Annotated in this window: 16 protein-coding genes; 11 read left to right on the top strand and 5 right to left on the bottom strand. The window is 69.8% G+C overall.

Features of this window, described 5'->3' with window-relative positions; genetic code table 11:
- Positions 1–173: 173 nt before the first annotated feature.
- The 6 genes from DC434_RS18935 (at position 174) to DC434_RS18960 (ending at position 6187) form a co-directional block, all read left to right on the top strand.
- Entirely contained in the window at positions 174–1115 is a 942-nt protein-coding gene (locus DC434_RS18935) for an ABC transporter permease (RefSeq protein WP_116636876.1), read from the top strand.
- On the top strand, positions 1112–2929 hold the full coding sequence (locus DC434_RS18940; protein ID WP_116636877.1) for a dipeptide/oligopeptide/nickel ABC transporter permease/ATP-binding protein: 1818 nt from the start codon (positions 1112–1114) through the stop codon (positions 2927–2929). Before DC434_RS18935 ends, DC434_RS18940 begins: the two co-directional genes overlap by 4 nt.
- The gene (locus DC434_RS18945) at positions 2926–3759 is read left to right on the top strand and encodes an ATP-binding cassette domain-containing protein (protein ID WP_116636878.1); all 834 of its coding nucleotides are present in this window, start codon (positions 2926–2928) and stop codon (positions 3757–3759) included. Before DC434_RS18940 ends, DC434_RS18945 begins: the two co-directional genes overlap by 4 nt.
- 47 nt (positions 3760–3806) lie before the next feature.
- On the top strand, positions 3807–4394 hold the full coding sequence (locus tag DC434_RS18950) for a TetR/AcrR family transcriptional regulator (protein WP_116636879.1): 588 nt from the start codon (positions 3807–3809) through the stop codon (positions 4392–4394).
- 34 nt (positions 4395–4428) lie between these two features.
- The gene (locus tag DC434_RS18955; protein ID WP_116636880.1) at positions 4429–5127 is read left to right on the top strand and encodes an alpha/beta hydrolase; all 699 of its coding nucleotides are present in this window, start codon (positions 4429–4431) and stop codon (positions 5125–5127) included.
- A gap of 70 nt (positions 5128–5197) precedes the next feature.
- Positions 5198–6187: a methyltransferase dimerization domain-containing protein gene (locus DC434_RS18960; RefSeq protein WP_116636881.1), complete on the top strand. Its 990-nt coding sequence runs from the start codon at positions 5198–5200 to the stop codon at positions 6185–6187.
- Between the two features lie 127 nt (positions 6188–6314).
- Here the strand turns inward: DC434_RS18960 and DC434_RS18965 are convergent, their stop codons facing one another.
- Complete coding sequence (locus DC434_RS18965; protein ID WP_116636882.1) at positions 6315–7658, bottom strand: amidohydrolase family protein; 1344 nt, start codon at positions 7656–7658, stop codon at positions 6315–6317.
- 161 nt (positions 7659–7819) lie between these two features.
- On the opposite strand from DC434_RS18965, the gene DC434_RS18970 reads away from it, so the two are divergent.
- Both DC434_RS18970 and DC434_RS18975 read left to right on the top strand, forming a co-directional pair.
- A complete protein-coding gene (locus DC434_RS18970) occupies positions 7820–9268 on the top strand; it encodes a glyceraldehyde-3-phosphate dehydrogenase (protein ID WP_116636883.1) in 1449 nt (482 codons plus the stop codon).
- A 44-nt stretch (positions 9269–9312) separates the two neighbouring features.
- The gene (locus tag DC434_RS18975) at positions 9313–10359 is read left to right on the top strand and encodes a winged helix DNA-binding domain-containing protein (RefSeq protein WP_116636884.1); all 1047 of its coding nucleotides are present in this window, start codon (positions 9313–9315) and stop codon (positions 10357–10359) included.
- 6 nt (positions 10360–10365) lie between these two features.
- Here DC434_RS18975 and DC434_RS18980 read toward each other — a convergent pair whose 3' ends face one another.
- Positions 10366–11808, bottom strand: coding sequence for an XRE family transcriptional regulator (locus tag DC434_RS18980; protein ID WP_116636885.1), 1443 nt, complete (start codon positions 11806–11808; stop codon positions 10366–10368).
- 109 nt (positions 11809–11917) lie between these two features.
- Here DC434_RS18980 and DC434_RS18985 point away from each other — a divergent pair, with 109 nt between their 5' ends.
- Entirely contained in the window at positions 11918–13780 is a 1863-nt protein-coding gene (locus tag DC434_RS18985; protein WP_116636886.1) for a phosphoenolpyruvate carboxykinase (GTP), read from the top strand.
- A 221-nt stretch (positions 13781–14001) separates the two neighbouring features.
- On the opposite strand, the gene DC434_RS18990 is transcribed toward DC434_RS18985, so the two are convergent.
- Complete coding sequence (locus DC434_RS18990; RefSeq protein WP_116636887.1) at positions 14002–15933, bottom strand: ABC transporter ATP-binding protein; 1932 nt, start codon at positions 15931–15933, stop codon at positions 14002–14004.
- 81 nt (positions 15934–16014) lie between these two features.
- A complete protein-coding gene (locus DC434_RS18995) occupies positions 16015–16218 on the bottom strand; it encodes an AsnC family protein (protein ID WP_116636888.1) in 204 nt (67 codons plus the stop codon).
- Positions 16219–16381: 163 nt separating this feature from the next.
- On the opposite strand from DC434_RS18995, the gene DC434_RS19000 reads away from it, so the two are divergent.
- Both DC434_RS19000 and DC434_RS19005 read left to right on the top strand, forming a co-directional pair.
- Positions 16382–17413, top strand: coding sequence for a S66 peptidase family protein (locus DC434_RS19000; protein ID WP_116636889.1), 1032 nt, complete (start codon positions 16382–16384; stop codon positions 17411–17413).
- A gap of 29 nt (positions 17414–17442) precedes the next feature.
- Positions 17443–18096: an HAD-IA family hydrolase gene (locus tag DC434_RS19005; protein WP_243409017.1), complete on the top strand. Its 654-nt coding sequence runs from the start codon at positions 17443–17445 to the stop codon at positions 18094–18096.
- Here DC434_RS19005 and DC434_RS19010 read toward each other — a convergent pair.
- On the bottom strand, positions 18079–19539 hold the full coding sequence (locus tag DC434_RS19010; RefSeq protein WP_116636890.1) for an MFS transporter: 1461 nt from the start codon (positions 19537–19539) through the stop codon (positions 18079–18081). The two genes, DC434_RS19005 and DC434_RS19010, sit on opposite strands and share 18 nt — an antisense overlap.
- Between the last annotated feature and the right edge of the window lie 85 nt (positions 19540–19624).

Consider the following 19624-nt stretch of genomic DNA (forward strand, 5'->3'; position numbering starts at 1 on the left):
GTCTGGTATCAGGCGAACAACATCTACTACACAGCGAGCGGCATCCAGCTGCAGCCGGTCGTCGGGATGATGTTCCCGACGCTGCGCTACATCACTCGGGGCTGATGCTCCGGCCGGGGCGGCGCTCGCGTCCGCCCCGGCCCACCCCTTCCCCTCCGACCCGAGAGGTTCCCATGCTTCTGTTCACGGCGAAGCGCGTGCTGTCCGGTCTGGTTCTGCTGGTCGCGGTCTCGATCGGCACCTTCTTCCTCGCCCACCTCGCGATCAGCGACCCGACGGCATCGCTCCTCGGCACCACGGCGAGCCCCGCGCAGCAGGCCGCCCTCGCCGAGAAGATCGGGCTCGACCGTCCCCTGCTCGTGCAGTTCTGGGACTGGCTCTCGCACGCGGCACTGCTCGACTTCGGCGTCTCCTGGCGCAACTTCCAGCCGATCTCCGAGCAGCTCGCCGTCAAGGTCCCGGTGACCCTGTCGGTGGTGACGCTCGCGACTCTCATCACCGCGGTGATCGGCGTCGTGTTCGGGATGATCACCGGTCTCCGACCCGGCACGTGGTTCGACCGGTGCATCAAGGGGATCTCTGTCGTGCTCTTCGCCCTCCCCGGCTTCTGGGTGAGCCTCGTGCTGGTGATGTGGCTCGCCGTCCAGCTCAAGTGGTTCCCCGCGGTCGGCTACGTGCCGCCGACGCAGTCCGTCGACGGGTGGCTGCGGTCGATCACGCTCCCCGCCGTCTCACTCGCCCTCGGCGGCATCGTCGCCGTCGCCGAGCAGCTGCGCAATGCGGTGATCGCGCAGAGCCGGCAGGACTGGGTCCGCACCCTCCGCAGTCGTGGCCTGTCGCCCGCCAGGGTCAACCTGCACATCCTGCGCAACGCTTCGCCGGCCGCCCTCACGGTGATCGCCCTGATGTTCGTCGGGCTGCTCTCCGGAGCGGTCGTGGTCGAGCAGATCTTCAGCCTCCCGGGTCTCGGGCAGCTCACCAACCAGTCCTCGCAGAACGGCGACATCCCGATGCTGCTCGGCATCACCGTCATCTCGATCGTCTTCGTCGTCCTCATCAACCTCCTGCTCGACCTCGTGCTCGGCTGGATCAACCCGAAGGTGCGCGTCGCATGACCACGACAGACATCCGCGTCGCCTTCGACAGGGCGGCCCAGAAGCGCCGGTCCGGCCTGTTCCGCCGTTTCCTCCGGCACCCCGGAGGCTTCATCCCGTTGGCGATCTTCGCGGCGGTCGTGCTGGTCGGCGTCCTCGCCCCGCTTCTCGCGCCGATGGATCCGAACCTCGTCGATCTCGCCGCGGCGAAGGCCGCGCCGGGACCGGAGCACCTCCTCGGCGGGGACTCCACCGGCCGCGACATCCTGTCCCGTCTCATCTACGGCACGCGCACCACGCTGTGGGGGGCTCTCATCACGGTCGTCACGGCGCTCGTGCTCGGCGTGCCGTCCGGTGTGGCGGCCGGCTACTTCGGCGGCGTCTTCGACCGCGTCGCGACGTGGATCAGCGATGCGCTGCAGTCGATCCCCGGCATGATCATCCTGCTGGTGGTCGCCGCAGGCAGCCGCAACAACTTCGAGCTGCTCATGGCGACGGTCGGGGTGTTCATGGTGCCCGGCTACTTCCGGATCTCGCGCTCGCAGACGCTCGCTGTGCGGGGCGAGCCGTACATCGACGCCGCCCGCGTCTCCGGACTGTCGGACGCGCGCATCATCTTCCGCCACGTGATCAGAGCGGTGTATCCGCCCGTGATCATCCAGACGGCGCTGACGGCCGGCATCGCGATGGGCATGCAGGCCGGGCTCCAGTTCCTCGGTATCGGCGACTCGAACGTCCCCAGCTGGGGCGCGATGATGCTCGAGGGCTTCCGCCTCATGCTCACCTATCCGCTCATGCTGCTCTGGCCGTCGGCTGCACTCGGGCTCACGATCGCCGTCCTGGCGATCATGGGGTCGACCCTCGCCGAGCTGGTGCAGGTGCGCACCCCACGGGCGTCGCGTCGGAAGGCGGATGCCGTCGTCGCTGGGCCATCGACCTCGGCCACGGGCAGCGCCCAGCACGAAGCCGCGCACGCCGCGCTCCGCATCGACAACCTCCGTGTCGCGCACGTCACGCCGAACGGCGAGACCGAGGTCGTGCACGGTGTCACCCTCGACATCGCGCCCGGCGAGGTCGTCGGGATCGTGGGGGAGTCGGGGTCGGGCAAGTCGCAGACCGTGTTCTCGGTGCTCGACCTGCTGCCATCGACAGGGCGAGCGACGGCCGATGCGATCTGGGTGGGCGGCAAGGACATCAGCCGCGCGAGTGGGAAGCAGCGCCACGCGCTGCTCGGGCGGGAGATCGGCTACGTGCCGCAGGAGCCGATGAGCAACCTCGACCCGTCCTACACGATCGGCCACCAGCTCATCGAGCCGCTCCGGCGGACCCACGGGCTGAGCCGGGTCGAGGCGAAGGAGCGCGCTCGAGCCATGCTCGTCCGCGTCGGCATCACAGATCCGATCCGCGTCCTGCGCAGCTACCCGCACCAGATCTCCGGCGGCATGGCACAGCGCGTCCTGATCGCCGGCGCGATCGCGGGCAAGCCCTCGCTGCTCGTGGCCGACGAGCCGACGACCGCGCTCGACGTCACCGTGCAGGCGGAAGTGCTCGAGCTCCTGCGTGAGCTGCAGGCGGAATACGGGATGGCGCTGCTCATCGTGACCCACAATTTCGGCGTCGTGGCCGACATCTGCGATCGCGTCATCGTGATGCGCGGCGGCGAGATCGTCGAAGCGGGCCCGGTCGACGAACTCTTCGCGACGCCGGCCGCCGACTACACGCGCGCCCTCATCTCGGCGTCACTCGACGATGTCGCCGGGCGCGCCGAACTCGACCGCGCCGATCTCGACCGTGCCGAGCGCCCGGTCGTGCAGACCACGGAGGTGACGGCATGACCGCCCTGCTCGAAGTGGAAGACCTCGTGGTCGACTACGGCCACGGACGCCGTGCATTCCGCGCACTGCACGGGATCTCCCTCGACATCGCGCCGGGCGAGTGCCTCGGGCTGGTCGGGGAATCGGGCTCCGGCAAATCGACTCTCGGCAAGGCGATCCTCGGACTCGCGCCGGTCACCGGCGGCTCCATCCGCTTCGACGGTCACGAGATCAGCCGCCTCGGCGGTCGGGGCAGACGTGCGCTCGCCGACGATGTGCAGGTCGTGTTCCAGGACCCGTACGGCTCACTGAACCCCGCGATGACGATCGGCGACATCCTGGCCGAACCCCTGCTCACCACGGGCATCGGCGCGAAGGCCGCCGAGAGCCGGGTGCGCGACATGCTCGATCGCGTGCGGCTGCCCGAGTCATCCATGGATCGGTATCCGAGCGAGTTCTCGGGCGGACAGCGTCAGCGCGTCGCGATCGCGAGGGCGCTCGTGCGCGGACCTCGCCTCATCGTGTGCGACGAGCCGGTCAGCGCGCTCGACCTCACGACGCAGGCGACCATCCTCGACCTGTTCATCGAGCTGCAGCGAGACACCGGCGTCGCGTACCTCTTCGTGTCGCATGACCTCGGCGTGGTGCGCCGGGTCTGCCACCGGGTCGCGGTCATGTACCGCGGCGAGATCGTGGAGATCGGCGACGGGGAACAGGTCACGCGGTCGCCACAGCATCCGTACTCCGAGCGGCTGCGCCTCGCCTCTCCGGTCGCAGACCCCGTCGCCCAGCGCGGACGACGTGCCGAATGGCTCGCTCTCCGGGAGGTGCGCGATGCGGCGGTACGGTAGCTCCAGGCCGGATCATCGCGTCGTCCACGACCGGCCGGAAGGACTCCATGCCGAAGATCATCGATCACGACCAGCGTCGACGGGACATCGTCGAGGTGGCGAAGAGCATCATCCTCAAGGGTGGCTTCGAAGCGGCGACGATGCGCAGCATCGCCGCCGAGGCGGGCTTCGCCAACGGAGCGCTGAAGCACTACTTCCCCGGCAAGGAGAGCATCGTCGCCGCGACCTTCGAGACGATCCTGCAGCAGATGTCGGAGGGCGTTCAGGCCGCAGGCGCGGAGCCGACGACGGCGGATGCCGCGCTGCGCGGGTTCCTGGAGGCCACGATCCCGCGCGATCAGGCACAGATCGCCGCGGGCCGGGTGCTGCTCGCCCTGTGGGAGTACGCGATGGCGAACGAGTCGCTCGCGGACCTGTACCGGAGCCACCTCGCTGCCTGGCGGGCGTCGCTCATCGAGCGGATGGAAGCCGCGCGCGACGAGGGCACGATCCGCGACCAGGACTTCGGCGCCAGGGCGAACGAGTACATCTCGGTCGCGGTCGGAGCGACCGTCATCAACCTCATGTACCCGGACGGCGAGCGCATCGCCGACTACGAGACCTACATCGACCAGTTCCTGGCGCGACTCCGCTGACGGCGACGCGCCCGATCCGAGAGGACGGCGCGCCGTGACGATCTCCCTGCACACCGATTACCACCGCGGCTCCGGCCGGCCTGTCGTCTTCCTGCACGGCCTCGCGTCGCGCGGGAAGCAGGATTGGCCGGATGCCGAGTGGGCGGCGGTCTTCACCGATCGTCCTCGGGTCCTCGTCGACCTCCCCGCACACGGCCGGAGCCCTGCGACGGGGACCGCGGCCACATCGGCGGTGATCGACGCGCTGGCGCTCGCGGTCGGCGATGAGGAGATCGACCTCGTCGGCTACTCGCTCGGGGCACGTCTCGCCTGGGATCTGGCGCAGCGTCCGTCCGCGCGGGTGCGCCGCCTCGTGCTCGGCGGGCTCAGTGCTGCGGAGCCGTTCGGTCATCTCGACCTCGCGGCTGCGAGGGCGGCGATCGGCGGCGGACCCGCCCCGCAGGACCCGCTCACGGCGATGATCGTGCACATGGTCTCCTTGCCCGGCGCCCGGTCGGCGCAGCTGCTCGATCTGATCGAGGGCCTGGCCGCAGAGCCGTTCGTGCCTGAGGCTCGAGGCCCGGAGATGCCGGTGCTCCTGGTCGGCGGCGTGCACGACACGATGTCCGACGGCATCGACGCGCTCGCCGCGCTGCTGCCGGACGCGCGTGCGATGCGGGTCCCCGGCGACCATGTCACGGCTCTGCACACCGCCGAGTTCCGCACCGCCGTACAGAGCTTCCTGACGGCCTAGCGCCGATTCTCCATCTCCCAGACGCAGACAGGCGCAGCACTCCTGCGGCTCACTCATGAAAGGCAGAACCATGACGACCACCCACGCCCCCGATGCCGCACGCATCCTCGACATCGCGACCGGCTACATGGCCTCGCAGCAGCTCTTCGAAGCCAGCCGCATCGGGCTCTTCGCCGCGATCGCCGACGGCGCCGACACCATCGAGGCGATCGCCGGGCGCTGCGGGGTGAGCGAGCGCATCGCCCGCATCCTCGCCGACGCGATGGCGGCGAAGGGACTGCTCGTGCGCACCGATGCGCGGTACGCGGTGGCCGACGACGCTGCGGCGTACCTCACCGGTGCCGAGGCGCAGGTCGATCTCGCCCCCTTCCTCACCTTCCTCGGCGAGATCAGCTATCCGCACTGGCTGCAGTTCGGGCACACGGTCGACACCACGGAGCCCGGTGATCTGCAGATGGATGACGCGCGCTGGGCGACATTCATGGCCGGTGTCATGACGTACAACCGTCTCCACGCGCAGGAGTTCGGCCGACACCTCGACCTGACCGGCGCCACGCGAGCGCTCGACTTCGGCGGGCTGTCCGCCGAGTTCGCCCTTTCGGTGATGGCGGGGAATCCCGGGCTGCACACCACGTTCGTCTACGCTCCGGGCTTCGAAGACGGCATCGCCGACGCGGTCGAGGCCGCAGGTGTCGCGGATCGGACGGCGGTCGAGGTCGGCGACACCGCCACGGCGACGCCGCAGGGCGAATACGACCTGGTCTACGCGAACCACGTGATCCACCGCTTCACCGCGGAGGAGAACGCGCAGATCTTCCGCAACCTGCGGGCGGCCGCGGTCGACGGCGCGACTCTGACGGTGCTCGACTTCTTCCTGGATGACGACGCGGATCAGCGCGGCCTCGATGCCCTGCACGCGGGGGAGTACCTCGTGATCGACGGCACCGTCGTGTATCCCGAGGCGCAGGTGCGCGGATGGCTGGATGACGCCGGGTGGAAGGTGCATGACAAGGTCGCGCTCCCCGGCAGCCCGCGGGTGCTGCTGGCCACCGCGGTATGAGCTCTGCCCCGGCGCCCGCTCAGGCGGCGCCGGGGCAGGGACTGGTCCGAGGGGGATCAGAGGCGGGCGGCATGCGTGAACATGCCGCCCGCCGTTTCCGTCCCGAACGTGCTCCGTCCGAGCGTGCTCACTCCCGAGCGAAGACCGTGCGGCCGTCGACGATCGTGCGCGCGACGTCGAGCGAGGAGAACGCGCGACCCGGCTCGAGCGGGTCCTCGCCGAGGATCGCGAGGTCCGCGACCTTGCCGATCTCGAGGGTGCCCTTCCAGGTCGGAGCGCCGTCCTGACGCGCCGCGTCCACGGTCATGGTCCGCAGCAGCGCTCGTCGCGTGCCGGCGTCGTCCGGAGATCCCGCCGCGGCGACCAGGTCGAGCGAGGCGTCGAGGCCTCGCCGCCAATCCGGCGTGGCGATCGGGGCGTCGCTCGTGATGGTGGTCAGCACGCCGGAGGCGAGCATCTCCGCGAGAGGCCAGGCGGTGGCGAGCCGCTCCGCGCCGAGCTGAGCGCGGGCCCAGCTGTGCGTGTGCGCGGCGATCAGCGGCTGCACGGCGAACCCCGCCCCCAGCCGCCGCATGCGCTCGATCTGCTCGAGGGTCGCGAGGTCGCCGTGCACCACATAGTGCGGTCCGGGAGGTGCCGGGTGCCCGTTGGACCGCTCGAGCACCCGCACGAACTCCATGATCGAACGGTCGCCCGTGGCGTGCACCGCGATCTGCAGTCCGAGCGACGCTGCGAGTTCCAGCATCCGGTGGAAGGCGGAGAGGGGATCGTGGCCGCCGCGCGTGAGCAGGCCGCCGGTCGTGCCGTCGGCGTACGGCTCGTCGACCCACGCGGTCGCGAGAGGAGGGATGCCGTCGGCGAAGATCTTCACGCCGGTGATCGCGAGCCACCGGGGATCGGTCGTCGGGAGCGGCGTGCGGATGCCGCGCTCGAAGTCCTCGAGCGTGCTCTCGCCGTCGATCGTCCCGAACAGCCGCAGCATCGTCACCCGCGAGGTCTGCGCGCCTTCCCCGTGCAGGGCGACGTAGGTCGCGAGCATGTCCGAGCCGAAGCACCCGGTTTCGCCGTCGTCCTCACCGGGGCCGATGCCCGGCTCGGTGTAGCTCGTGACGCCGAGCTCTGCGAGCAGGCGCCAGGCCGCCCGCAGCGCCGATCGCCGTTCGACCTCGGTCGACACCAGGCGTCCGGAGGGCTGTTGGTCGGGCGGGGTGTCGGAGAAGAACAGGTGCGGCCAGCGTGCTCCGAGCCATGCCGCGTGCAGGTGCGCGTCGTTGATGCCGGGGATCGCGGTCCGTCCGTCGAGCTCGATCGTCGAACGCGCGCGGAGGCGTTCCGCCTCGGCATCCAGGCCGACGATCAGACCCGCTCGGACCGCGAGGGCGCGGACGGTCGTGTCCGACTCGTCGAAGGTGTGGATCCGCCCGCCGCGGATGATCAGATCGGCGTCGTCGCCGGAGATTGCCTCACTCATTATTCCACCACTGTAGACGAATAATGGGATCGCATGCTCCGGCAACACTCCTGGATTCGAAACCGCCGCCGACCACGCGTACGCTGGTGGCATCCCCCGAATCTCACCCGGCAACCTCGCGCGCCGGCGATCTCGGCGCGCTCACACATGCAAGGACGCAGATGAACGATTCCGCCGCACCCCACGACGACTGGACGGCGAGAGAAGAGCTGGCCGAGCGGATGATCCCGCTCATCGGCGCACTCAAGCGCGAACACGACGTGGTGACGTCGCTCCACGGCCACCGCCTGCTCGGGCTCTCCGCCACGGGACTCGTCGAGGTGCACGAGCGCGTCGCCCAGCTCGGGCATGAGCAGCTCCGTCTCGAAGACAGCCTCGCCGTCCTGCAGGCCATCCACCAGCTGGCCCCCGGCGCCTCGTCCCTCGATGTCGCACGACTGGTCTCCGGGCATGCCGAGAGCGATCAGCCTCTCGAGGACTACGTCGCCGAGGTGCTCGCTCCGGCGGTCGGCGCGGTCGCCGCTGCGCCCACCGACGTGGTGCTCTACGGCTTCGGGCGGATCGGACGCCTGCTCGCCCGCATCCTCATCGCCCACACCGGCGGCGGCAACGGCCTGCGCCTTCGCGCGATCGTCGTGCGGCGGGGATCCGAGAACGATCTGATCAAGCGCGCGTCCCTGCTGCTGCGCGACTCGGTGCACGGGCGCTTCGCCGGCTCGGTGACGGTCGACGAGGAGGCCGAGCAGATCATCGCCAACGGCACGCGCATCCAGGTCATCTACTCCGATGCGCCGGCATCCGTCGACTACACCGCCTACGGCATCCAGGACGCGATCGTCGTCGACAACACGGGGCGCTGGCGCGACGAGGCCGGCCTCTCGCAGCACCTCGAGGCGAAGGGCGTCGCCCGCGTCCTGCTCACGGCACCGGGCAAGGGGCCGCTCAAGAACATCGTGCACGGCATCAACGACGACACGATCGACGTCGGCGACCGCATCGTCTCGGCCGCGTCGTGCACGACGAACGCCATCACGCCGGTCCTGGCGGCCATCGACGAGGCCTACGGGGTCGTGCGAGGTCACGTCGAGACCGTGCACTCGTTCACGAACGACCAGAACCTGATCGACAACTTCCACAAGGGCGACCGGCGGGGTCGCTCGGCCGTGCTGAACATGGTCATCACCGAGACCGGCGCGGCGAAGGCCGTGGCCAAGGCCCTTCCGCAGCTGGAGGGGAGGCTCACCGGCAGCTCGATCCGGGTGCCCACCCCCGACGTCTCGCTCGCGGTGCTCCACCTCACCACGGAGCGACCGGTCTCGAAGGAGCAGGTCAACGACTACCTGCGCCGTGTGTCGCTGCACTCGAAGCTGCGGCAGCAGATCGACTACGTCGAGTCGCCCGAGGTCGTGTCGACGGACTTCGTCGGCTCCCACCGCGCCGGCATCGTCGACGGGCTGGCGACGGTCGCCGACGAGAACACCCTGATCCTCTACGTCTGGTACGACAACGAGTTCGGATACTCGTGCCAGGTGATCCGCGTCCTGGAGGTCATGGCAGGATCGCATCCCGTCGTGCTCCCCGCGCGTCGAGAGGTCACGCTCCACTCCTGAGCTCGCAGGTGCGCGACGTCGGCGGTGCCCGGCATGATGGGGGCATGAAGACCGCGACCCTGCTGGCCGAGCGTCTCCGATCGCACCGGCTCACCGCGCCGACGAAGACGGTGGCGGATGCCGCGCACCATATGCTCGCCGTGCAGAGCCAGGATTTCACCGCCGGGCGCTGGGCACTTGCCCTGCGCACGCGGGGCGAACCGCGGATGAGCGACGTGGATCGGGCGTTCGACGCCGGCGACATCGTGCGCGCGTGGCCGATGCGGGGGACGCTGCACACGCTGCCGGCGCGCGACCTCGGCTGGGTGCTCTCGGTGACGGCGGCGCGGCAGCGGCAGCAGGCTGCGGGGCGGCACCGTGACCTCGGGATCGACGACGACATGGTCGCCCTCGCCGTGCGCGCCCTCACCCCGGCGCTGCACGACGGCGGTCGGACGCGTGCGGAGATCTTCGAGATCCTCGAGGGCGTCGGTATCGACCCCACCGGTCAGCGCGGGCTCCACCTGCTCTTCGTGCTCACGATCGACGGACTCATCTGCCAGGGGCCGGTCGTCGCCCGCGAGGGGATGACGCGCGAGCAGCGGTTCGTGCTCGTCGATGACCACATCCGCGATCACGCGCGCCCCGACGATCCGCTCGCCGAGCTGTTCGTGCGGTACATCACGGGCCACGGGCCGGCGGGGGTCGCGGACTTCGCCTGGTGGTCGGGGCTCACGCTGGGCCAGTCCCGCGAGGCGGCTGTGCGTGCTGCCGGACGCGTGGACGAGGTCGCCGAGGGCCTCTTCGTCGCGATCGAGCGTCCGCGGCGCGCCCCGGGGGCGGCATCCATCCTCGCCCTCGGCGCCTTCGACGAGTACTACCTCTCCTATGCCGACCGCACGACCGTCTGCGCGCCGGAGCACCTCGCGACCGTCGGCCCGGGGAAGAACGGCATGGTGCGCGCGACGCTCGTCGAGGACGGACGCGTCATCGGATGCTGGATGCACGCGACCGCGAGCAGGGGAGTGCCACCCGAGTACTTCGCGGCGCCGGCCGACGCCGACGCCGCGATGGCGTCACTCGCCCGCTTCGAGCGCTTCACGGAGAGCTGAGGCGCGTCACTCGCTGGCGTGCCGCCCGAGGAAGTTGTACACCTCGTTGTCGTCCACGCCGGGGAAAGCGCCACGGGGGAGCGGCGAGAACATGTGCGTGTGCACGCGCGCGCTCGGCCAGGCCTTCCCGTTCCAGCGCTCCGCGAGGTCGTTGGACGGACGGCGGCAGCAGGCTTCGTCCGGGCAGGTCGACACGGCGCGGTCGACGCTCTCACGGCCGCGCCACCAGCGCGCATCGTCGAAGGGGACGCCGACGGTGATGGAGAACTCCCCGTCGCTCGACGAACCCGTCTGCGTCGAGCACCAGAACGTGCCGGACGGGGTGTCGGTGTACTGGTGGTGCTCGGTCGTGCGGTTCTGCTGCGTGAACGCCGCCCGCGCCTGGAACTTCCGGCAGACGCGCTGACCCTCGACCGCCCCTGTGACGTCCATCGGCAGCGGCAGGTCGTCGTTCTCGTAGACGCGCGTGATCGCTCCGGTCGCATCCACGCGCAGGAAGTGCAGCGGCATCCCGAGGTGCTGCGTGACGAGGTTCGTCATGCGCATCCCCGCGGCCTCGTGCGTCACGCCGAACGCGTCGCGGAAGTCCTCGACCGCGAGGTTGCGGTCCTTCTTGGCCTGCTGGAGGAAGGCGACCGACGCGGTCTCGGGCATGAGGCAGCACGCGGCGAAGTAGTTGATCTCGAGGCGCTGCTGCAGGAAGTCCGCGTAGTCGGTCGGCGGCGTGTGGCCGAGCAGCCGGTGCGCCATGGCCTGCAGCGCCATCGAGCGCAGTCCGTGGCCGCCCGGGATCGACGCCGGCGGAAGGTAGATGCGCCCGTTCTCGAGGTCGGTGACGGAGCGGGTGGAATGAGGGAGATCGTTCACGTAGATCAGCTCGAAGCCGAGCTTCTCCGCCATGATGCTCACGGTGCGGTGCGTCAGTGCACCCTGCACGTGCCCTGCCGACTTCAGCTGCTTCTCGGCCAGCTTCTCGATGTCGGGGAGGTAGTTGTTCTGCGCGCGCATCCGCAGTCGCAGCTCGGTGTTGCCGCGGCGCGCCTCCTCGGGCGTCGCGATGGCCTCGCGCTCGCGGCGCTGCAGCTCGCGATGCAGCCCGAGAATCGATTCGATCGTCTCGTCGCTGGTGCCCTTGGTGACGCGGATCGGCGCGACGCCGAGCTGGCGGAACACCGGGCTCTCCTGCGCGCGCTCGAGCTCGATCTCGAGTGCCGCGCGGCGGTTCGGCGGCTCACCGGAGATGAGGTCGGTCACCTGGGTGCTGGTCGCCTGCGCGATCGCCTGGAGCAGCGACAGCTTCGGTTCGCGTTTGCCGTTCTCGATGAGGCTCAGCTGGGAGCCTGCGACGCCGACGAGCGCGCCGAGCTCGTCGAGCGTGAACCCGTTCTCGAGTCGGTGGTGACGGATGCGGTGACCGAGGGTCGTGAGATGGATGCCGGAGGACGCCATTCCTTGAGTCTAGCGAAAGAATTTGAATTCTTATCGTCTGTTTCGTCCGAAAATACCTCCCGAGTCGGAAGAAGATGGATGCAACGCCCCACACTTCGAAGGAGCAGTCATGGCCATGGCCGAAGTCATCACCCCTCGCACGTCACCCGTCGCCGCGGAGCGCACGTTCGGTGCCGCACCGACGTATGACACTCCCGCGATGGCCGAGCTGGTCGCCTGGGTCGAGGAGATCCGCGCGCTCACCCAGCCCGACTCCGTGCACTGGGTCGACGGCTCGCGAGCCGAGAACGACTGGCTCCTGCGCGGGCTCGTCTCCGAGGGCAAGCTGATCAAGCTCAACCCCGAGTGGCGCCCCGGCTCCTACCTCGCCCGCTCGCACCCGAGCGACGTCGCCCGCACCGAGGGACGCACGTACATCTCCTCGGAGCGCGAAGAGGATGCCGGCCCGACGAACAACTGGGCAGCCCCCGCCGAGATGCACGCGAAGATGGACGAGATCTTCGAGGGCTCGATGCGCGGACGCACGATGTACGTCGTGCCGTTCTCGATGGGTCCGGTCGGCGGACCGCTCTCCCACATCGGCGTGCAGGTCACCGACAGCGCCTACGCGGTCGCCTCGATCGGCATCATGACCCGCGTCGGCGAAGCCGTGACGAGCCGGATCGCCGAAGGCGCGCCCTGGGTGAAGACCGTGCACACCGTCGGCGCACCGCTCGCGCCCGGCGAGCAGGACGTCGAATGGCCGTGCAACGACGAGAAGTACATCGTGCACTTCCCCGAGACGCTCGAGGTCTACTCGTTCGGCTCCGGCTACGGCGGCAACGCGATCCTCGCGAAGAAGTGCTTCGCGCTGCGCATCGCCTCGGTGATCGCCCGCGACGAGGGCTGGCTCGCCGAGCACATGCTCCTCATCCGCGTGATCGATCCGCAGGGCAAGGCGTACCACGTCGCCGCGGCGTTCCCCTCGGCGTGCGGCAAGACGAACCTCGCGATGCTGCGTCCGACCATCCCCGGCTGGAAGGTCGAGACTCTCGGCGACGACATCGCCTGGATCCGTCCCGGCGAGGACGGCCGCATGTGGGCGATCAACCCCGAGGCCGGCTTCTTCGGCGTCGCTCCCGGCACCGGTGAGTCGACCAACGTCACCGCGGTCGAGACGCTGTGGGGCAACACGATCTTCACGAACGTCGCGCTCCGCCCGGACGGCGACGTCTGGTGGGAGGGGCTGACCGAGCAGGCGCCCGCGAACCTGATCGACTGGGAGGGCAACGACTGGACGCCCGACTCCGATCGGCCGGCGGCGCACCCGAACTCGCGCTTCACCGTGTCTGCGGCGCAGTGCCCGCAGATCTCCGAGGACTGGGAGCAGGCCGTTCCGCTCGACGTCATCCTCTTCGGCGGGCGACGTGCCAGCAACGTGCCGCTCGTGGTCGAGGCGACCGACTGGACGCACGGCGTCTTCCTCGGGTCGAACATCTCGTCCGAGAGGACGGCGGCGGCCGAGGGCAAGGTCGGCGAGCTCCGCCGCGACCCGTTCGCGATGCTGCCGTTCTGCGGCTACAACATGGCGGACTACTTCGGCCACTGGCTGAAGGTCGGTCGCGGTCTGCGCTTCGACCGCGCACCGCGCATCTTCCAGGTGAACTGGTTCCGTCGCGGCGACGACGGCCGGTTCCTGTGGCCCGGCTTCGGCGACAACTCGCGCGTCGTCGACTGGATCATCCGCCGCATCGCGGGAGACGTGCCCGCGGTCGACAGCCCGATCGGACGCCTGCCGCGCCCCGAGGACCTCAACCTCGACGGACTCGACATCCCCGCCGCCGACCTCGACGAGCTGTTCTCCGTCGATGCCGAGGCGTGGAAGACCGAGGCCGACCTCACCGAGGCGTTCTACGACACCTTCGGCGACAAGGTCCCGGCGGCTCTGCGCGCAGAGCTCGCCTCGCTCCGCTACCGCCTCGCGAAGGCGTAGCCCCAGACCGGTGCCGACTCGGGGGAGTCGGCACCTCCCCTTCCGGCCCGCGCGGCCGGTCGAACCCGCGAAGGCGGGACGTCAGAGACGAACCCATGGCTGAGTGTGTCTCCGGTGTCCCGCCTTCGCGTCTGTCATCACCCGTTCGGTTTCCGGGTCCCTGAGCTCGAGGTTCTGGGTCCCTGAGCTCGAGGTTCTGGGTCCCTGAGCTTGTCGAAGGGTCAGGCGAGCAGCTGGTGACGCGCGAGGTCGCGGTACAGCGGGGTGGACTCCACCAGCTCGGCGTGGGTGCCCTGCCCGACGACCGCGCCGTCCTGGAGCACGACGATCAGGTCGCTGTCGACCACGGTCGACAGGCGGTGGGCGATCACCACGAGCGTGCGGTCCGTCGAGACGGCGTCGATGGCCTCTCGCATCCGCTGTTCGTTGACGCCGTCGAGCGACGACGTCGACTCGTCCAGGAGCAGGATCGGCGCATTCGTCAGCAGCGCACGGGCGATCGCGAGCCGCTGGCGCTCGCCGCCGGAGAGCATCACCCCGTCCTCGCCCACGGGGGCCTGGAGCCCGAGCGGACTGCGTTCGAGCACGTCGCCGAGATTGACCGCGCGCAGCACGCGCTCGCAGTCGGCATCCGAGGCGTCGGGGGCCGCGAGGCGCAGGTTCTCGGCGAGCGATCCGGCGAGCGTGGGAGCATCCTGCTCCACGTACCCGAACTGGGCGCGCAGTTCAGCGCGCGGGTAGGTGCGTGCGTCGTGGCCATGGAGCCGGATCGACCCTCCGGTCGGGTCGTAGAAGCGCTCGACCAGCGACAGGATCGTGCTCTTGCCCGCCCCGCTCGGTCCGACGAGGGCCACGCGCGCGCCGCGCGGCACGACGAAGGACACGCCCCGCAGGACCTCGTGGTCCGGCGTCGCGGCCGGCTCGGCATCCGCCTGTTCGAAGTGGGCGTCGGCGAGCAGGCTCCGCGCCTCCTTCGCGGCGGCCTGGCGAGCGGCGACGACGTTCTCGGGGTAGTGGAAGCGCACGTCGCGGAACTCGATGGCCGGTGCGGATCCGCCGATGCTCTGTCCCTGAGCCTCCATGGGTCCCTGAGCCTCCATGGGCCCCTGAGCCTGTCGAAGGGAGGCCGCGATCTCCTCGTCGTCCTGGGTCTCGGTCGGCAGGTCGAGGACCTCCTGGATGCGTCCGAGGGCTCCGAGCGCCTGGTTCACCGAGGTGATCGCGCCGAAGGTCGTGGCGAGCGGCATGACGAGCAGGAACAGGAACATGATGAACGCGATCAGCGAGGCGATCGAGATCACGCCGGCCGCGACACGGAAGCCGCCGACGCCCAGGACGACCAGGAGCGACAGCTGCAGGGCGATGCCCGAGACGGGGACGACGAGCGAGGAGATCTTCGCGATGCGCACGCCGATGCCGTAGGCGTCCGACGCGAGCTCCGACACGGCGGCGGTCTCGCGCTCCGTCGCTCCCGATGCGCGGACCGTGCGGATCGATCCGATCGCCCGCTCCACGCCGGAGGCGAGCTCTCCGACCTTCTCCTGCTGCGCGGTCGAGGCCGTGCGGATGCGTCCGCTGAGCAGCACCACGGTCACGACCGAGATGCCGATCACGACGACGATGAGCAGCAGCAGGACCGGGTCGATCACCAGCATGGCGATGAGCGCGCCGAGGAACAGCACCGCGCTGCCCACGGCATCCGCCAGTCCCTGGGTGAGCACGGCGTAGAGCAGAGTCGTGTCGGTGCCGACGCGCGAGACGAGGTCGCCGGTGCGCCGGGCGTCGAACTCGGAGACCGGAAGGTGCAGGATGCGCGCGATGAGCTTGCGCCGGCTGGAGTACACGACCGCGGTGCCGGTGCGCTGCAGCAGGTAGTGCTGGAAGCCGGAGATGATCGACGACACGATCACGAAGCCGACGAGGAGCCAGACCAGGATCCCGAGCGTGCCGCCGGACTGCACCGCCTCGATGACCTGCCCGACGAGGAGCGGCTGCACGAGCGAGGTCGCGGCGCCGACGACGCTCAGCACCGCGACGACGATCAGCGTGCGCTTGTGCTCGAACAGGAAGGGGAGGAGCTGGCGGAACGTGGCGCGGGGGCCTTCGGGCTGCGCGCCGCGTCCGCGGCGGCGTGGTGTCGCCGTGCGGGACATGCGGGACCTCGATCTGAGAAGGGTACTTAGAACGTACTTCGTGCGTGCGCGGATTCTGTGGATGGGCTGTGTGCCCAGGCGTCAGTGCCGCCCGTACTTCCGGTGTGCGGCCTGCTTGCTCACGCCCAGTGCGCTCGCGATCGCCTGCCAGGAGTAGCCCGCGTTCCGCGCGCGGCGCACCTGGCCCTCCTCTGCGCGGGAGATCTCCTTGCGGATGCCGGCGAGCCGGTGCAGCTCTGCCAGCGGCTCGCCTCCGTCTTCGGCGATCGCTGTCGGTGTGGTCATGATGAGCCTCCTGCGTCAATCATTGTTGACGCTCCATCGGTTGTCAACACTCATTGACGCGCTTCCCGCGCTCCCGCACCTCCCGTCGCCATATGTCAGCGATTTCCGCACCGGATGCGTGTGATTCTGCGACCTCGGCCGCGTGCGGCGACAGACTGGACGGATGCTGTCCGCACCGAAGCTCGTCCCCGGCGACCGCGTCGCCGTCCTCTCGCCCGCCTTCGCGGCTCCGGCCGTCGCGCCCGCGCTGCATGAGCAGGCGATGCGCCGCCTGCAGGAGCTCACCGGGCTGGTCCCTGTCGAGTATCCGACGACTCGCGTGCTGGACGCATCGCCGGAGGCGCGCGCCGCGGATGTGAACGCGGCCTTCGCCGATCCCGGCATCCGCGCGATCCTCGCCACGATCGGCGGCGACGACCAGATCCTCGTGGTCCCGCATCTCGACCCGGCGCTCCCCGTGGCCGATCCGAAGCCGTTCGTCGGATACAGCGACAACACGAACATCCTCAACTGGCTCTGGAGTCTCGGCGTCCGGGGATACTACGGCGGCTCGACGGCCGTGCATCTCGGTCCCGGCCCTGGGGTCGACGAGATCCACCTGCTCTCGCTGCGGGCGCTGCTCCTGGACGGCGGTTCCCTCGCCATCACCGAGCCCGGGGAGTCGGAGGACGTCGGGCGGCGCTGGGACGACCCGCGCGCGCTCACCGAGTTCGGCGACCGAACCCCGACCGAGGAGTGGGCGTGGGCCGGTCCGGCGAAGCGCGTCGAGGGACGCACCTGGGGCGGTTGCCTCGAGGTGATCGACGGACTCGCGCTCGCCGACCGTCTGCCCGCGGTCGACGAGCTGACCGGCGCGATCCTGCTGCTCGAGACGAGCGAGGAGCGCCCGTCCGCCGGGTGGGTCGCCCGCTGGGTGCGGGGGCTCGGGGAACGGGGCATCCTGGGCGCGGTGTCGGGGGTGGTCGTCGCGCGCCCGCCGGTGAGCGACTTCGAGTTCCACCCGTCGACCGGGGAGGCGGCCTCGCTCCGCGCGGCGCAACGGGACGCCGTGCTCGATCAGGTCGCCCGCTACAACCGGGATGCCGTCGTCTGCGTCGGCGTTCCGTTCGGGCACACCCGCCCGCAGTGGATCCTGCCCCACGGCGGCACGATGGTGCTGGACGGTGCGGCGCGCACCATCGTGGCCGAGTACTGACTCTCGGCGACCTGTCCTAGGGTGTCCGGATGACCGACGAGAAGTGGATCCTGTTCGACATCGGCGGCGTGCTCGAGGTCGTCGACGACGACACCTGGCAGGAGCAGTGGTGGGGTCGCTGGCGCGACCGGTCGAGCCTCGATCGTGCCGAGTTCGACGCCCGGGTCGCCGCCGCCGATCTGCCGCCCATCGATGTCACCGACGGGCAGGCCGGCGTGTTCTGGCAGCGTCTCGCGGCCGCGCTCGACCTCGACGCCGACCAGGCGACCGCGATACGAACGGACTTCTGGGACGCGTACTGCGGCACGGCGAACACCGAGCTGGTCGAGTACGCGCGGTCGCTCCGCGGTCGCGCCCGCACGGCGATCCTGTCGAACTCGGCAGACGGCGCGCGGGAGGAGGAGGAAGGCCGCTTCGGGTTCGCCGCCGTCTTCGACCCGATCTGCTACAGCCACGAGCAGGGCGTCAACAAGCCCGATCCGCGGGCCTACCTCCTCGCGCTCGGTCGGCTCGGGGCCGCCCCGGAGGACGTGTTCTTCATCGACGACCACGCCGAGTCGCTCGTGGGTGCCGCCGGCGTCGGCATCCGCGGCATCCTGCATCGCGACAACGCCGAGACGATCGCTGCGATCGAGAGCTTCCTCTCCGGCGGCACGACCGCTGGGTCAGAGCGCGGCGCCTGACGACACTCCGAGGTCCTCCTCGTAGTCGTGGTCCTTCGTCTCGGGCGAGAGGATCAGCGCCACGAAGGTCAGCACGCCCATCACCGACAGGTACAGCCCGACGAGCCACGGAGCGCCGTCGCCGAGCTCCCACAGCGCCACCGCGATGAGCGGAGCGACGGCCGCACCCAGGATCGACGACACGTTGTACGAGATCGCCGACCCCGTGTACCGCACGTTCGTCGGGAAGAGCTCGGGAAGCAGAGCGCCCATGGGCCCGAACGTCGCGCCCATCAGCAGGAAGCCGATCACGAGGAACGCCTGCACGAGCGTCGTGGTCAGTCGCGGGTCGGCGGTGGGCAGCAGGAACAGGTTGAAGGTGAGGCCGAACACGATGATGAGCCCGGTCACCACCAGCAGGACCTTCCGGCGGCCGTACCGGTCGGCGAAGGGCCCGGACAGCAGGGTGAAGATGCCGAAGAAGACCACGCCGACGATCTGCATCAGCACGAAGTCGGTGTAGCCGAAGCCGAGTCCGGGATAGAACTGGGCGGCGAACGCCGACGCGTCGAAGTCCTTGCCTGCGGCCTCGGCAGCGGCCTGGGCGGCTGCGGATGCCGTCTCGAGCGAGGCCGCCTTGGTGCCGTAGGCGAGCGTGAAGTTGGTCATCAGGTAGAAGAGCACGTACGTCGCGAGCATGATGAACGTGCCGAGGATCAGGTGCTTCCAGTGGTGACGGAACACCGTGGCGAGCGGGAGCTTGCGGATCACGCCCTTGGTCTCGGCCTTCTTGAAGGTGTCGGACTCGACGAGCTTGAGACGCACCCACAGGCCGATGATCACCATGACAGCGGAGAACAGGAACGGGATGCGCCATCCCCACGACAGGAACGCCTCGGACTTCAGCGCCGGGTTCTCGGCGTGGGGCAGCAGCCAGTTGATCCCGAGGAACAGGAAGTTCGCGATGATGAAGCCGAGCGGCGCGCCCAGCTGCGGGAAGGTGCCGTACCAGGCGCGCTTGCCCTTCGGGGCGTTCTCGGTCGCGACCAGCGCGGCACCGGACCACTCGCCGCCGAGCGCGAAGCCCTGCGCGAGACGGAGGAGCAGCAGCAGGAGCGCCGCCCACCAGCCGATCTGCTGGAACGTGGGCAGCAGGCCGATCACGAACGTCGCGATGCCCATCGTGAGCAGCGAGGCGACGAGTGTCGCCTTGCGGCCGAACTTGTCGCCGAAGTGGCCGAAGACGACCGCGCCGATCGGGCGCGCCACCATCGCCGCGCCGAACACGGCGAACGACGAGAGCAGCGATGTCGTGTCGTTGCCCGTCGGGAAGAACAGGGCGGGGAACACGAGCACGGCGGCCGTCGCATACGCGTAGAAGTCGTAGAACTCGATCGTGGTGCCGACGAGGCTGGCCGTGATGACGCGCGAGCGCGGATTCGCGGGCGCGGGTGCAGTACTCAAGATGCTTCTCCGATCAGTGCCTGGTACGCCAGGGACTCGGGCGAGTTTACGCCTTCCTGAGTGTTCGCTGTGGGTGGGGGTCGGA

It is taken from the genome of Microbacterium sp. TPD7012, assembly GCF_003075395.1.
Lineage (GTDB): Bacteria > Actinomycetota > Actinomycetes > Actinomycetales > Microbacteriaceae > Microbacterium.

Excerpts from the sequence above, each read along its gene's own strand:
- DC434_RS18935 (WP_116636876.1), top strand. The coding sequence starts at position 174 with ATGCTTCTGTTCACGGCGAAGCGCGTGCTGTCCGGTCTGGTTCTGCTG.
- DC434_RS18940 (WP_116636877.1), top strand. The coding sequence starts at position 1,112 with ATGACCACGACAGACATCCGCGTCGCCTTCGACAGGGCGGCCCAGAAG.
- DC434_RS18945 (WP_116636878.1), top strand. The coding sequence starts at position 2,926 with ATGACCGCCCTGCTCGAAGTGGAAGACCTCGTGGTCGACTACGGCCAC.
- DC434_RS18950 (WP_116636879.1), top strand. The coding sequence starts at position 3,807 with ATGCCGAAGATCATCGATCACGACCAGCGTCGACGGGACATCGTCGAG.
- DC434_RS18960 (WP_116636881.1), top strand. The coding sequence starts at position 5,198 with ATGACGACCACCCACGCCCCCGATGCCGCACGCATCCTCGACATCGCG.
- DC434_RS18965 (WP_116636882.1), bottom strand. The coding sequence starts at position 7,658 with ATGAGTGAGGCAATCTCCGGCGACGACGCCGATCTGATCATCCGCGGC.
- DC434_RS18970 (WP_116636883.1), top strand. The coding sequence starts at position 7,820 with ATGAACGATTCCGCCGCACCCCACGACGACTGGACGGCGAGAGAAGAG.
- DC434_RS18975 (WP_116636884.1), top strand. The coding sequence starts at position 9,313 with ATGAAGACCGCGACCCTGCTGGCCGAGCGTCTCCGATCGCACCGGCTC.
- DC434_RS18980 (WP_116636885.1), bottom strand. The coding sequence starts at position 11,808 with ATGGCGTCCTCCGGCATCCATCTCACGACCCTCGGTCACCGCATCCGT.
- DC434_RS18985 (WP_116636886.1), top strand. The coding sequence starts at position 11,918 with ATGGCCATGGCCGAAGTCATCACCCCTCGCACGTCACCCGTCGCCGCG.
- DC434_RS18990 (WP_116636887.1), bottom strand. The coding sequence starts at position 15,933 with ATGTCCCGCACGGCGACACCACGCCGCCGCGGACGCGGCGCGCAGCCC.
- DC434_RS18995 (WP_116636888.1), bottom strand. The coding sequence starts at position 16,218 with ATGACCACACCGACAGCGATCGCCGAAGACGGAGGCGAGCCGCTGGCA.
- DC434_RS19000 (WP_116636889.1), top strand. The coding sequence starts at position 16,382 with ATGCTGTCCGCACCGAAGCTCGTCCCCGGCGACCGCGTCGCCGTCCTC.
- DC434_RS19005 (WP_243409017.1), top strand. The coding sequence starts at position 17,443 with ATGACCGACGAGAAGTGGATCCTGTTCGACATCGGCGGCGTGCTCGAG.